The following is a 12,810-nucleotide window of genomic DNA, read 5'->3' on the forward strand; positions in this document are numbered from 1 at the left end:
TAGGAGCACCCCATTAATGAGCTTCGGCGCCGATGAAGAGATCCTTCAGGATTTCCTGGTTGAGGCCGGCGAGATTCTTGAGCAACTGTCCGAACAACTGGTCGAGCTGGAAAGCCGCCCGGATGACGCAGATCTGCTCAACGCAATTTTTCGCGGTTTCCACACTGTAAAAGGGGGCGCCGGCTTCCTTCAGCTCAACGAGCTGGTGGAGTGCTGTCACATCGCCGAAAACGTGTTCGACATCCTGCGCAAGGGTGAGCGTCGCGTAGATGCAGAACTGATGGACGTGGTGCTCGAAGCGCTGGACGCGGTGAACAGCATGTTCAGCGAAGTCCGCGATCGCAGCCCGATTACCGCTGCAACCCCGGAACTGCTGGCCGCCCTGGCGCGCCTGGCCGAACCGCAATCGGCGGACGAAGCTCCGGCTTCGCCTGTGGCCGAGATGATCGAAGAGCTGGTCGTTGAAAACGAAACCGGCGACTCCGGCGACATCACCGATAACGAATTTGAACAGCTGCTGGACTCGCTGAACGCCGTCAAGGCCGAAGCCGAAGCCCCGGCGGCTGCCGCTGCGCCTGCTTCCGATGAAGCGGCCAGCGATGAAATCACCGACGCCGAGTTCGAGTCGCTGCTCGACCAGTTGCACGGCAAGGGCCAGTTCGCGGCCGACGCCGTGGCACCGGCGGCCGCGGCGCCTGCGGCTCCGGCGGCGGGCGATAGCTCGGACATCACCGACGACGAATTCGAAGCCTTGCTCGATCAGTTGCACGGCAAGGGTAACTTTGCTGTCGATGCGCTGGAGTCGGCGATTGCGTCCGTCCCTTCGAATGCAAATGCTGCTCCGGCAGCGGCTGCAGCCGGTAGCGATCTGATCACCGACCACGAGTTCGAATCGCTGCTCGACGATCTGCATGGCAAAGGCAAGTTCACTGACGTCGCCACCGGTGCCGTCGTGACGGCCGGCAATGCTTCGGCTGTTGCAGCGCCTGCCGCCAAGGCCCCGGCCGCTGCGGCAAAACCTGCTGCAAAAGCGCCTGAGCCTAAAGCCGAACCGGCCAAACCGGCTGCCGCTGCCGCACCGGCTCCGGCCCGTGCTCCGGCGACTCCGCCACCGGAAAAACCGGCGAGCGAAGCCGAGACCACCGTGCGTGTGGACACCGCACGTCTCGACGAAATCATGAACATGGTCGGCGAGCTGGTGCTGGTGCGTAACCGTCTGGTGCGCCTGGGCCTGAACAGCGGCGACGAGTCGATGCAGAAGGCCGTGTCGAACCTCGACGTGGTCACCGCCGACTTGCAGACCGCAGTCATGAAGACCCGGATGCAGCCGATCAAGAAAGTCTTCGGCCGCTTCCCGCGTCTGGTTCGCGACCTCGCGCGTCAGCTCAAGAAAGAAATCAACCTGGAACTGGTGGGCGAAGAGACCGACCTCGACAAGAACCTCGTCGAGGCACTGGCCGACCCGCTGGTCCACTTGGTGCGCAACGCGGTCGACCACGGCATCGAGTCGCCGGAAGAACGCGAAGCCTCGGGCAAGGCCCGTGGCGGCAAGGTGATCCTGGCCGCTGAACAGGAAGGCGACCACATCCTGCTGTCGATCTCCGACGACGGCAAAGGCATGGACCCGAATGTCCTGCGCGCCATCGCCGTGAAACGCGGCGTGATGGACAAGGATGCCGCCGATCGCCTGAGCGACACCGAGTGCTACAACCTGATTTTCGCTCCGGGTTTCTCGACCAAGACCGAGATCTCCGACGTGTCCGGCCGTGGTGTCGGCATGGACGTGGTGAAGACCAAGATTTCCCAGCTCAACGGTTCGATCAACATCTACTCGACCAAGGGCGCCGGCTCGAAGATCGTCATCAAGGTGCCGCTGACGCTGGCGATCATGCCGACCCTGATGGTGATGCTCGGCAACCAGGCGTTCGCGTTCCCGCTGGTGAACGTCAACGAAATCTTCCACCTCGACCTGTCGACCACCAACGTGGTGGACGGCCAGGAAGTGGTGATCGTGCGGGACAAGGCGCTGCCATTGTTCTACCTCAAGCGCTGGCTGGTCAGCTCCGCCGCTCACGAAGAGCAGCGCGAAGGCCATGTGGTGATCCTTTCGGTGGGCACTCAGCGGATCGGCTTCGTCGTCGATCAACTGGTCGGCCAGGAAGAAGTGGTCATCAAGCCGTTGGGCAAAATGCTGCAGGGAACCCCGGGCATGTCCGGCGCCACCATTACCGGTGACGGCCGCATTGCGCTGATTCTCGATGTTCCAAGCATGCTCAAGCGTTACGCCGCACGGCGTATTTGAATCCGGGGCAGCGGGGCGACAACGTCCCGCTGCACCTAATGGAGTGTTTATGGCAGTCAAAGTCCTGGTGGTGGACGATTCGGGTTTTTTCCGCCGCCGCGTCTCGGAAATTCTTTCAGCGGATCCGAGCATCCAGGTTGTCGGTACGGCAACCAACGGTAAAGAGGCGATCGATCAGGCCCTGGCCCTCAAGCCGGACGTGATCACCATGGACTACGAGATGCCGATGATGGATGGCATCACGGCGGTGCGGCACATCATGCAGCGCTGCCCGACCCCGGTGTTGATGTTCTCCTCGCTGACCCATGAAGGCGCCCGGGTGACCCTGGATGCGCTGGATGCCGGCGCGGTGGATTTCCTGCCGAAGAATTTCGAAGACATCTCCCGCAATCCGGAGAAGGTCAAGCAACTGCTGTGCGAGAAGGTGCACAGCATCTCGCGCAGTAACCGTCGTTTCAGTGCCTACAGTGCGCCGGCGCCAGCCGCTGCACCGGCACCTGCGCCGACTCCGGCTGCGGCGCCGTCGAGCTTTGGCAGCCACAGTGCACCGGCTCGTCCGGCACCTGCGCCTGCACCGGCTCGCGCTCCGGCAGCCAGCGCTTCGTCGCCGGCGCCGAAACGCAAGGCCTACAAGCTGGTGGCGATCGGCACCTCGACCGGTGGCCCGGTTGCGCTGCAACGGGTTCTGACCCAGTTGCCGGCCAACTTCCCGGCACCGATCGTGCTGATCCAGCACATGCCGGCCGCGTTCACCAAGGCCTTCGCCGAGCGTCTGGACAAGCTGTGCCGCATCAGCGTCAAGGAAGCCGAGGATGGCGACATCCTGCGTCCGGGCCTGGCGCTGCTGGCACCGGGTGGCAAGCAGATGATGATCGACGGCCGTGGCGCGGTGAAAATCCTGCCGGGCGACGAGCGTCTGAACTACAAGCCTTGCGTGGACATCACCTTCGGTTCCGCGGCGAAATCCTACAGCGACAAAGTTCTGGCGGTCGTGCTGACCGGCATGGGCGCCGACGGTCGCGAAGGCGCGCGTCTGCTCAAGCAGGGCGGCAGCACCGTCTGGGCCCAGGACGAAGCCAGCTGCGTGATCTACGGCATGCCGATGGCGATCGTCAAAGCTGACCTCGCGGATGCGGTGTACGGTCTGGACGATATCGGCAAGCACATCGTCGAGGCGTGTATCTGATGGATGTTCTAAGCCTTATCGGGATCATCATGGCGTTTGTCGCCATCATCGGCGGCAACTTCCTTGAAGGCGGTCACCTCGGCGCACTGGCCAACGGCCCGGCGGCGCTGATCGTGCTCGGCGGGACCATCGGTGCCGCCTTGCTGCAATCGCCGATGAGCGCGTTCAAGCGTGCCATGCAGATCCTCGCCTGGATCTTTTTCCCGCCCCGTGTGGATCTGGCTGGCGGCATCGACCGTGTCGTCAACTGGAGCCTCACTGCACGCAAGGAAGGCCTGCTGGGCCTGGAAGGCGTGGCGGATGCCGAACCCGACGCCTACTCGCGCAAAGGCCTGCAACTGCTGGTCGACGGCGCCGAACCGGAAGCGATCCGCAGCATTCTCGAAGTGGATTTCTACACCCAGGAAGCCCGCGACATCGAGGCCGCCAAGGTCTTTGAAAGTATGGGCGGCTATGCGCCGACCATCGGTATCATCGGTGCGGTAATGGGCCTGATCCACGTGATGGGCAACCTGGCCGATCCGTCGCAACTGGGCAACGGCATTGCCGTGGCATTCGTCGCCACCATCTACGGTGTGGCCAGTGCCAACCTGGTGTTGCTGCCGGTCGCTGCCAAGCTCAAGTCAATTGCGTTGCGGCAGTCGCGTTATCGCGAAATGTTGTTGGAAGGTATTTTGTCGATCGCTGAAGGTGAAAACCCACGCTCCATCGAGTTGAAGCTTCAGGGCTTCATGGATTAAGGGACTAACCTCATGGCACGTCGTCGCCAGCATGAAGAGCACGTAAACCATGAACGTTGGCTGGTTTCCTACGCCGACTTCATCACCTTGCTCTTTGCCTTTTTCGTGGTGATGTACTCCATCTCGTCGATCAACGAAGGCAAGTACAAGGTCATCTCCGAAGCGTTGATCGGGGTCTTCACCGACTCCGACCGCTCGCTCAAGCCGATCCCGATCGGTGAAGAACGCCCGAAAACCGTGACCCCGGCCAAGCCGCTGGTCAAGGACTCCGAACAGGTCGATGCCGGCATCGCCGGGGCCAGCGATCCGCTGAAAAGCATCGCCGACGATATCAGCGCCGCGTTTGGCGACCTGATCGCGAGCAACCAGATGACCGTGCGCGGCAATGAGCTGTGGGTCGAGATCGAACTCAACTCCAGCCTGTTGTTCGGCAGCGGTGATGCGATGCCGAGCGACATCGCGTTCAACATCATCGACAAGGTCGCGGCGATCCTCAAACCGTTCGACAACCCGATCCACGTCGAAGGCTTCACTGACGACCAGCCGATCCGCACGGCGCAGTACCCGACCAACTGGGAACTGTCTTCGGCGCGTTCGGCGAGCATCGTGCGCATGCTGGCGATGCAGGGCGTCAACCCTGGCCGCATGGCTTCGGTGGGTTACGGCGAATTCCAGCCGGTGGCCAACAACGCCACCGCCGAAGGCCGGGCGAAGAACCGTCGCGTGGTGCTGGTGGTGTCGCGCAATCTCGATGTTCGCCGCAGCCTCACAGGCACCGGAACCGCCAATGCAACACCGGACGCCGCGTTGAAGCGTGCTGGCACACAAACTGCACCGACCCCGGTCAAGACGCCGGGACGCGAGAGTGCCGTCAATTCTCCGTCGCCCGCATTAATACGCTGAGCCATGTCTCGGCCGAGCATCTCGGCCGGGAGGAACAATCCGAATGAGAGTCTGGGCAGTCGCCAATCAAAAGGGTGGTGTTGGTAAAACCACTTCTTCCATCGCTTTAGCCGGTTTGCTGGCCGAGGCGGGCAAACGCGTGGTCGTGGTCGATCTCGACCCGCACGGCTCGATGACCAGCTATTTCGGTTACGACCCCGACAGCCTGGAACACAGCAACTACGACCTGTTTCTGCACAAGGGCAGTGTGCCGCAGGGCCTGCCGGGCCAGTTGCTGCTGTCCACCAGCGATGAACGCATTTCCCTATTGCCGTCGAGCACCGCGCTGGCCACCCTCGAGCGTCAGTCGCCGGGGCAGAGTGGCCTGGGCCTGGTGATCGCCAAGAGTCTGGCGCAGCTGTGGCAGGACTTCGATTACGCAATCATCGACAGCCCGCCGTTGCTCGGCGTGCTGATGGTCAACGCCCTGGCCGCGAGCCAGCAACTGGTGATCCCGGTACAGACCGAACACCTGGCCGTCAAAGGCCTGGAACGCATGGTCAATACCCTGGCGATGATCAACCGTTCGCGCAAACAGGCGCTGCCGTTCAGCATCGTTCCAACCCTGTTTGACCGCCGCACCCAGGCTTCGATGGGCACCTTGCGCGTGCTGCGCGACAAATTCCCCGACGAGATCTGGCAGGGTTACATCCCGGTCGATACCCGTCTGCGCGACGCCAGCCGTGCCGGTGTCACGCCTTCGCAATTCGACGGCAAGAGCCGTGGCGTGCTGGCCTACCGCGCGCTGCTCAAGCATCTGCTGGCGCAGCAACTCGTTCCGCAGGTGGCCTGAGCATGAATCGGCCGATCAAGCTGACATCGAAGCCGCAACTGGCGCTGCAGTCCTATCTGGACGGCTTGCTGCAGGAAGTGACGGACGAGGTCGAGCAGGAAGTCGCAGCGCCGGTCGAGGTGGTCGAGGTGGTCGAGAACACCGCCGTACTCGATGAATTCCAGGCCGCCGTGCTTGAAGAACAGGCCCGCGATGCGCAGCAAGCCGCCCGGCCGGTCGCCCCGGTTGCAGCGCCTGCGGCTGTGGTAGCGAAGGCACCTGCAACTTTGATCAAAGAGCCTGAGCCGGTGCGCGTGATCTCGACGCTGGCACCGCTGCTGCAAACCCAACTTCTGCAAACGCCGCCGGTTCCGGCGGCGCCAGCGCCCGAGCCTGAAGCGCCTGCGCCAGCCCCGGTCGAGCCGACCCTGGTTGCGCCGCTGGTCGAGGTGCATCTGCCACCGAGCAATACGCCGCCACCGGTGGAAACCGATGGCCGCCCGGCCTGGGCTTCGGAGGCCTTCGAATGCCTGTTGTTCGACGTGGCCGGGTTGACCCTGGCCGTGCCGCTGGTGTGCCTGGGCTCGATCTATTCGCTGGCCGGCCATGAGCTGACACCGCTGTTCGGTCAGCCGGAGTGGTTCCTCGGCATCCTGCCAAGCCAGGCCGGCAACCTGAAGGTGCTGGACACCGCACGCTGGGTCATGCCGGATCGCTATCGCGATGACTTCCGTCAGGGCCTGCAATACGTGATTTCGGTACAAGGTTACGAGTGGGGGCTGGCGGTGCATCAGGTCAGCCGCTCGTTGCGCCTGGACCCGAATGAAATCAAATGGAGAAGTCACCGGGGTCAGCGGCCATGGCTCGCGGGCACGGTGATTGAACACATGTGCGCCTTGCTCGACGTCTCCGCACTGGCCGAGCTGATCGCCAGCGGTGGGGCAAAGCACATGTCCGGCAGTAAGCCGAACCACAAACCGACATAACACTTACATAACAGACAGCACCGGCATACGCATGGCGGCGCACAGAACACACACCGCCAGGCGCGGTTTTTCGAGGGGCTAGGGTATGAACGACAAGGCTACGGCGGCAAAGGGTTCCGAAGATCCGATCCTGCAATGGGTGACCTTCAAGCTGGACAACGAAACCTACGGCATCAACGTGATGCGCGTTCAGGAAGTCCTGCGCTACACCGAGATCGCTCCGGTTCCGGGTGCACCAAGCTACGTGCTGGGTATCATCAACCTGCGCGGCAACGTGGTGACCGTGATCGACACCCGTCAGCGCTTCGGCCTGATGAGCGGCGAGATCAGCGACAACACCCGTATCGTCATCATCGAAGCCGACAAGCAAGTGGTCGGCATCATGGTCGACAGCGTGGCTGAAGTGGTTTACCTGCGTCAGTCGGAAATCGAGACCGCACCGAACGTCGGTAACGAAGAGTCGGCCAAGTTCATCCAGGGCGTGTGCAACAAGAACAACGAGTTGCTTATCCTGGTCGAGCTGGACAAGATGATGAGCGAAGAAGAATGGTCGGAACTGGAGAATATCTGATTGATTCTCGAGGTAGCGGTCATTGTCCTGTTCCTGTTCTGGGCAGGCACGCTGGCGATGTTTCTGGCGTACATCAAGGCGCAGCGCGTGATCGCTGCGCAACAGGCCCAGGGCGATGCGCTGCGTGACCAGCGCATCAAGGACCTGGCCAAGCGTGTCGACGATTACCAGAACGGCAACGTGCGCATGGGCGAAGCCCTGCACGAGCTGCGCGCGGTCGTCAGTCCGATCCCGGACAAGATCACCCAGCTCGAACAGCGTGATCCTTCCAGCCTGTCGTTCGCCCAGGCGGCGAAACTGGTGGGGATGGGCGCGAGTGTCGATGAGCTGACTCAGTCTTGCGGCTTGACCCAGGCTGAGGCGGAGTTGATGCGCAAGCTGCACAGAAGCAGTTAAGAGTTTCGAGCGGAACAAAAAAATCGCAGTCGATGACTGCGATTTTTTTTGCCTTCAGTAATCGTCGCCGCGATCGGTGATGTCCTTCTCGACCATCGGTGCATCCGGGTCATGTCCTTGCGGGAACTTGCCCTTGAGGTTCCAGGCAAACGCGATGATCTCGGCAATCGTCAGGTACAGCTCCTGCGGGATGCTGTCGCCCAGTTCCATGCGCGCCAGCAATTTCACCAGTTCGGCGTTCTCGTAGATCGGCACTTCACAGTCGCGGGCAATCCGCAGGATTTCCTCGGCCAGTTCATCGTCGCCCTTGGCGGTAAGGGTCGGGGCGTGGCTGCCGTCGTACTTGAGGGCGATGGCCTGGCGTGGAGCAGTGGAATCGTTCATGCGGTTTCGTCGACCCAGCGGTGTTCGAGACGGGTTTGGATGCCTTGCGGCGGGGTGCCGAGGTGGCAGTCGAGATCGCCGACGTTGAGCCCGCGATCCAGCAGGCGCTGACGCAGTGCGGCCAGATTGGTTTCGATCAGGTCGGCAGTGTACGGTCGTTCGGCCCATAGCTGGCTCGACAGGCTGCCGTTGATCAGTTGCGCCTGAACCTGCATCGGCCCCAGCGGTTCCATGTCGAAGGCCAGATCGACGCGCCACAGTTGCTGTTTGGTTTCGCGCTCGCTGTCACGGCGTTCGTTCTGTTTTTCGTCTTGTGGCGCTTCTTCGCGCTGGAATTTGACCTGCAGCGGCACGATGTCCTGCAGGTTGCGCATCGGGATTTCCAGTTGCCAGGTGCTGAGCAGGCGTCCGTCGTCGGTCACTCCGGTCTGTTCCAGGCTCGACAGTTGATGGCTTTGCAGGCGCGAGACCGCGGCGGCGGCCAGGCGCAGCAAGTGTTCCAGATCGCCTTCACCTTCCAGGCTTTGCAACAGCCGATCCGGCAGCGGGAAACTGCCCGGCACCGGTTTGGCGCTGACCTGGCCGAGCATGCCGAGGGCATTGCGCACGAAGCTCGGCATCGCCTGAGCCAGAGTGTTGGCAGCGATGATCGCATTCAGATTGGTATTGCCGGGCAGGCCGGGGGTGAGTTGCGCGATCAGCTTGAGCAGATCGCCTTTCATGTCCGGGGTCAGGGTCGGGTTTTGCCCGGCGAGCAATTTGGCTTCGAGAAAGGCGCCGCTATTGAGCAGCGCCTGGGCCAGGCCTTTGGGTGTGCTCAGTTGGCCGACGTCCGGCAGGTTCGCCAGCAGCCGGTCCACGGCCGCGCGCAGATCACTGGAGGTCTGATCGTCGGCGGGCGGCAGGCTCTGGAGCATTTTCAGCAAGCCGTCCAGCGAACCCTGGCGGCTTTGCTGGCTGACCAGTTGCTGACTGACCACCAGTTGTTCCTGACGATTGCTCAACGGCAGGAATTTCAGGGTCTGGGAATCCTGCACCAGCGCCGACAGCAGGGTGCCGATGCGCAACGGCTGCGGGCTGTCGATGCTCAGGGTGCTGCCGCTCAACACCGTGTTGAGCAGGCTGACCGTCGAGCGGAACACCGTCGGCTGCCCCGGCACCTGCGGCAAGGCCTGATTGGTCAGCACCTTGCCTTGCAGCAGCGTCCCGACCGGCAATTGCGCGGTATCGATGCGGGTGAGGGTAGCGACAGCCGTGGCGATGGCCTGTTGTACGGTGACCGCCAGATTGCCCGCCGACGGCTGGGTGACCGCCAAGTTGGTGCCTTGCGGCAGCGGCAGGGGACTGGTCGCCTGCACGGTAGTCTGGCGGCCGCCGTCGAGGGTGACCTTGAGCAGTACCTGAAAGGCCTGGTCCGCCGGTTTCAGCGACAATACCTCGGCCTTGGCGCTCTGGCCGGCGGCAATCAGCCCGTCCATCGGCGTCAGCAACTTGAGCAGCTCACCGACCTGCGGGCGAGCGGTCGCCGGGGTGGTTGGCGGGAGCGGGAGGATGTTCATTTCGCCTGTCATACGCGGACACAACCTGAGGAAAATGCACTCGGGAGAGCAGGGGACGCCATGTATAATGCCGCCCGTCCTTCCGTTCGTTCAAAAAAACATAGCAATTGTTTGACCCAGCTCTCTGGATTGAGCCGTCATTGCATTTATGCTGCAACTCTTTAACGGCCGCCCCAGAGCCGACTTGAACCGTATAAGGCCCGTGAACCCTTGACCAGCCCTGTCCTGCAAACCGTTGGCCTCGCCTGTGAGCGCGATCTCAGACTGCTCTTCGAGAATCTCGAATTGAGACTGGCCAGTGGCGATATGGTGCAGATCAGCGGTCCCAACGGCAGCGGCAAGACCAGTCTCTTGCGCCTGCTGGCCGGTCTGATGCAACCGACCGACGGTCAGGTGCTGCTCAACGGTCAACCCCTGGCCGAGCAACGCAGCGAACTGGCGCGCAACCTGCTGTGGATCGGCCATGCCGCCGGGATCAAGGATCTGCTGACCCCGGAAGAAAATCTCGCCTGGCTCTGCGCCCTGCATCAACCCGCCGGACGCGACGCGATCTGGCAGGCACTGGCGGCGGTTGGATTGCGCGGTTTCGAGGATGTTCCCTGTCATAGCCTGTCCGCCGGTCAGCAGCGCCGCGTGGCGCTGGCACGGTTGTATCTGGACAGCCCGCCGCTGTGGATCCTCGATGAACCGTTCACCGCCCTCGACAAGCAGGGCGTGGCGCAACTCGAAGAACACCTGGCCCATCACTGCGAGCAGGGCGGTCTGGTAGTGCTGACCACTCACCACACGCTGAGCCGGATGCCGGCCGGTTATCGCGATATCGATCTTGGGAACTGGGCAGTATGAGTGTGTTCGGCCTGCTGGTTGCCCGTGAATCCCGACTGCTGTTCCGCCGCCCGGCGGAGCTGGCCAATCCGCTGATTTTCTTTGCCATCGTCATCGCGCTGTTCCCGCTGGCCGTCGGACCGGAAACTCAAGTATTGCAAAACTTGTCCCCGGGGTTAGTCTGGGTGGCGGCGCTTTTGTCGGTCCTGCTCTCGCTGGACGGGCTTTTCCGCAGTGATTTCGAAGACGGATCCCTTGAACAGTGGGTCCTTTCGCCGCACCCCCTGCCACTTCTGGTGTTGGCCAAGGTGCTGGCACACTGGCTTTTTTCCGGGCTGGCACTGGTTTTGCTCTCGCCGTTACTGGCGTTGATGCTCGGGTTGCCGGCTGCGTGTCTGCCGGTATTGCTGCTTTCGTTGTTGCTGGGTACACCGGTGCTGAGCTTGCTCGGCGCGGTGGGCGCGGCGCTGACGGTCGGTCTGAAACGCGGTGGCCTGTTGCTGGCGCTGCTGATTCTGCCGTTGTACATCCCGGTGTTGATCCTCGGCAGTGGCGCCTTGCAGGCGGCACTGCAAGGCATGCCGGCGACGGGTTATCTGTTGTGGCTTGGCAGCCTGACCGCCCTGGCGATAACCCTGACACCTTTTGCAATAGCTGCTGGCCTGAAGATCAGCGTCGGCGAATAATGAGGTCTGGTTAAAAATTAACCAGCAAAGACCCTGAGACTGCTCACACCGATGAGCGGCACCCGTGATGGAAACAGTATGAACTGGACCTGGTTTCACAAGCTCGGCTCGCCCAAGTGGTTCTACGGCATCAGCAGCAAGTTCCTGCCGTGGCTGAGCATTGCAGCGTTGCTGCTGATCGCTGTCGGCGTCGTCTGGGGCCTGGCCTTCGCGCCGCCGGACTATCAGCAAGGCAACAGCTTTCGCATCATCTATATTCACGTTCCCGCCGCGATGCTCGCTCAGTCGATCTACGTGATGCTGGCGGTGTGCGGTGTGGTCGGGCTGGTGTGGAAGATGAAACTGGCCGACGTCGCACTGCAATGCGCCGCACCGATCGGTGCCTGGATGACCGCCGTGGCGCTGGTCACCGGGGCGATCTGGGGCAAACCGACCTGGGGTTCGTGGTGGGTCTGGGACGCGCGGCTGACCTCGATGCTGATTCTGCTGTTCCTGTATTTCGGGGTGATTGCGCTGGGCAACGCCATCAGCAATCGCGACAGCGCCGCCAAGGCTTGCGCGGTGCTGGCCATCGTCGGCGTGATCAACATTCCGATCATCAAATACTCGGTGGAGTGGTGGAACACCCTGCACCAGGGCGCGACCTTCACCCTCACCGAAAAACCGGCGATGCCCGCCGAGATGTGGCTGCCGCTGCTGCTGACGGTGCTGGGTTTCTACTGTTTCTTCGGCGCCGTGCTGTTGCTGCGCATGCGCCTTGAAGTGCTCAAGCGCGAAGCCCGCGCCAGCTGGGTGAAAGAAGAAGTGCAGAACAGCCTGGAGGCCGCTCGATGAGTTTCGCGTCATTCGGCGACTTCCTCGCCATGGGCCATCACGGCCTGTACGTCTGGTCGGCCTACGGCATCTGTCTGGCGGTACTGATCCTCAACGTGGCGGCGCCGATCGCGGCCCGCAAGCGTTATCTGCAACAAGAGGCGCGTCGTCTGCGCCGGGAGAACGGCAAGTGAATCCGCTGCGCAAAAAACGCTTGATCATCATTCTGGCGATTCTGGTCGGGGTCGGCGCTGCCGTCGGCCTGGCCCTGAGCGCCCTGCAGCAGAACATCAATCTGTTTTACACCCCGACCCAGATCGCCAACGGCGAAGCGCCGCAGGACACCCGCATCCGCGCCGGCGGCATGGTCGAGAAAGGTTCGCTGCAACGCTCCCCGGACTCCCTGGACGTGAAATTCGTGGTCACTGACTTCAACAAGTCCGTGACAATCACGTACCGCGGCATCCTGCCGGACCTGTTCCGCGAAGGGCAGGGCATTGTTGCTCTCGGCAAGCTCAACGCCGACGGCGTCGTAGTGGCCGATGAAGTGCTGGCCAAGCACGACGAGAAATACATGCCGCCGGAAGTGACCAAGGCCCTGAAGGACAGCGGTCAATCCGCGCCGACCCAAGCGAAGGAGGGTTGATC

15 protein-coding genes are annotated in these 12,810 nt (G+C 62.3%); 13 read left to right on the top strand and 2 right to left on the bottom strand.

Annotated elements, in window-relative coordinates; genetic code table 11:
* The first annotated feature begins 16 nt into the window (after positions 1-16).
* From IF189_RS08090 to IF189_RS08125, 8 genes are all read left to right on the top strand, one after another.
* Positions 17-2,302, top strand: a complete 2,286-nt coding sequence (locus tag IF189_RS08090) for a chemotaxis protein CheA (RefSeq protein ID WP_192553099.1) — start codon at positions 17-19, stop codon at positions 2,300-2,302.
* Positions 2,303-2,351: 49 nt separating this feature from the next.
* Positions 2,352-3,488, top strand: a complete 1,137-nt coding sequence (locus tag IF189_RS08095) for a protein-glutamate methylesterase/protein-glutamine glutaminase (protein ID WP_114881910.1) — start codon at positions 2,352-2,354, stop codon at positions 3,486-3,488.
* Entirely contained in the window at positions 3,488-4,228 is a 741-nt protein-coding gene (locus tag IF189_RS08100) for a flagellar motor protein (protein WP_085710490.1), read from the top strand. The genes IF189_RS08095 and IF189_RS08100 overlap by 1 nt, the downstream gene beginning before the upstream one ends.
* 12 nt (positions 4,229-4,240) lie before the next feature.
* Complete coding sequence (motD, locus tag IF189_RS08105; RefSeq protein ID WP_085710492.1) at positions 4,241-5,131, top strand: flagellar motor protein MotD; 891 nt, start codon at positions 4,241-4,243, stop codon at positions 5,129-5,131.
* 43 nt (positions 5,132-5,174) lie between these two features.
* Entirely contained in the window at positions 5,175-5,963 is a 789-nt protein-coding gene (locus tag IF189_RS08110; protein WP_007959220.1) for a ParA family protein, read from the top strand.
* Between the two features lie 2 nt (positions 5,964-5,965).
* On the top strand, positions 5,966-6,928 hold the full coding sequence (locus IF189_RS08115; protein WP_134825897.1) for a CheW domain-containing protein: 963 nt from the start codon (positions 5,966-5,968) through the stop codon (positions 6,926-6,928).
* Positions 6,929-7,013: 85 nt separating this feature from the next.
* Positions 7,014-7,499, top strand: coding sequence for a chemotaxis protein CheW (locus IF189_RS08120; RefSeq protein WP_007959223.1), 486 nt, complete (start codon positions 7,014-7,016; stop codon positions 7,497-7,499).
* Positions 7,500-7,895: a DUF2802 domain-containing protein gene (locus tag IF189_RS08125; RefSeq protein WP_085710496.1), complete on the top strand. Its 396-nt coding sequence runs from the start codon at positions 7,500-7,502 to the stop codon at positions 7,893-7,895. It begins immediately after the preceding gene.
* 54 nt (positions 7,896-7,949) lie between these two features.
* Here IF189_RS08125 and IF189_RS08130 read toward each other — a convergent pair whose 3' ends face one another.
* Positions 7,950-8,279 (bottom strand): EscU/YscU/HrcU family type III secretion system export apparatus switch protein, encoded by a 330-nt coding sequence (locus IF189_RS08130; RefSeq protein ID WP_085710498.1) that lies wholly within the window; start codon positions 8,277-8,279, stop codon positions 7,950-7,952.
* Positions 8,276-9,850, bottom strand: coding sequence for a flagellar hook-length control protein FliK (locus IF189_RS08135; RefSeq protein WP_192553100.1), 1,575 nt, complete (start codon positions 9,848-9,850; stop codon positions 8,276-8,278). Before IF189_RS08135 ends, IF189_RS08130 begins: the two co-directional genes overlap by 4 nt.
* Positions 9,851-10,048: 198 nt before the next feature.
* Here IF189_RS08135 and ccmA point away from each other — a divergent pair, with 198 nt between their 5' ends.
* The 5 genes from ccmA (at position 10,049) to ccmE (ending at position 12,808) form a co-directional block, all read left to right on the top strand.
* Positions 10,049-10,684 (top strand): cytochrome c biogenesis heme-transporting ATPase CcmA, encoded by a 636-nt coding sequence (ccmA, locus tag IF189_RS08140; RefSeq protein ID WP_192553101.1) that lies wholly within the window; start codon positions 10,049-10,051, stop codon positions 10,682-10,684.
* Positions 10,681-11,349 (top strand): heme exporter protein CcmB, encoded by a 669-nt coding sequence (gene ccmB / locus IF189_RS08145; RefSeq protein WP_085710502.1) that lies wholly within the window; start codon positions 10,681-10,683, stop codon positions 11,347-11,349. Before ccmA ends, ccmB begins: the two co-directional genes overlap by 4 nt.
* A gap of 78 nt (positions 11,350-11,427) precedes the next feature.
* Positions 11,428-12,183, top strand: coding sequence for a heme ABC transporter permease (locus IF189_RS08150; protein WP_085733725.1), 756 nt, complete (start codon positions 11,428-11,430; stop codon positions 12,181-12,183).
* On the top strand, positions 12,180-12,356 hold the full coding sequence (gene ccmD, locus IF189_RS08155; protein WP_011333085.1) for a heme exporter protein CcmD: 177 nt from the start codon (positions 12,180-12,182) through the stop codon (positions 12,354-12,356). Before IF189_RS08150 ends, ccmD begins: the two co-directional genes overlap by 4 nt.
* Positions 12,353-12,808 carry a cytochrome c maturation protein CcmE gene (gene ccmE / locus IF189_RS08160; protein WP_065261104.1) on the top strand — a complete coding sequence of 152 codons (456 nt, stop codon included), beginning with the start codon at positions 12,353-12,355 and terminating at the stop codon, positions 12,806-12,808. The genes ccmD and ccmE overlap by 4 nt, the downstream gene beginning before the upstream one ends.
* Positions 12,809-12,810 lie beyond the last annotated feature (2 nt).

Origin of the sequence: Pseudomonas sp. IzPS59, from assembly GCF_014863505.1 — a bacterium.
In the GTDB taxonomy this organism is placed as follows: domain Bacteria; phylum Pseudomonadota; class Gammaproteobacteria; order Pseudomonadales; family Pseudomonadaceae; genus Aquipseudomonas; species Aquipseudomonas kribbensis.

Excerpts from the sequence above, each read along its gene's own strand:
- IF189_RS08110 (WP_007959220.1), top strand. The coding sequence starts at position 5,175 with ATGAGAGTCTGGGCAGTCGCCAATCAAAAGGGTGGTGTTGGTAAAACC.
- ccmB (WP_085710502.1), top strand. The coding sequence starts at position 10,681 with ATGAGTGTGTTCGGCCTGCTGGTTGCCCGTGAATCCCGACTGCTGTTC.
- IF189_RS08130 (WP_085710498.1), bottom strand. The coding sequence starts at position 8,279 with ATGAACGATTCCACTGCTCCACGCCAGGCCATCGCCCTCAAGTACGAC.
- IF189_RS08135 (WP_192553100.1), bottom strand. The coding sequence starts at position 9,850 with ATGACAGGCGAAATGAACATCCTCCCGCTCCCGCCAACCACCCCGGCG.
- IF189_RS08095 (WP_114881910.1), top strand. The coding sequence starts at position 2,352 with ATGGCAGTCAAAGTCCTGGTGGTGGACGATTCGGGTTTTTTCCGCCGC.
- IF189_RS08115 (WP_134825897.1), top strand. The coding sequence starts at position 5,966 with ATGAATCGGCCGATCAAGCTGACATCGAAGCCGCAACTGGCGCTGCAG.
- motD (WP_085710492.1), top strand. The coding sequence starts at position 4,241 with ATGGCACGTCGTCGCCAGCATGAAGAGCACGTAAACCATGAACGTTGG.
- IF189_RS08100 (WP_085710490.1), top strand. The coding sequence starts at position 3,488 with ATGGATGTTCTAAGCCTTATCGGGATCATCATGGCGTTTGTCGCCATC.
- ccmD (WP_011333085.1), top strand. The coding sequence starts at position 12,180 with ATGAGTTTCGCGTCATTCGGCGACTTCCTCGCCATGGGCCATCACGGC.
- IF189_RS08090 (WP_192553099.1), top strand. The coding sequence starts at position 17 with ATGAGCTTCGGCGCCGATGAAGAGATCCTTCAGGATTTCCTGGTTGAG.
- IF189_RS08150 (WP_085733725.1), top strand. The coding sequence starts at position 11,428 with ATGAACTGGACCTGGTTTCACAAGCTCGGCTCGCCCAAGTGGTTCTAC.
- IF189_RS08120 (WP_007959223.1), top strand. The coding sequence starts at position 7,014 with ATGAACGACAAGGCTACGGCGGCAAAGGGTTCCGAAGATCCGATCCTG.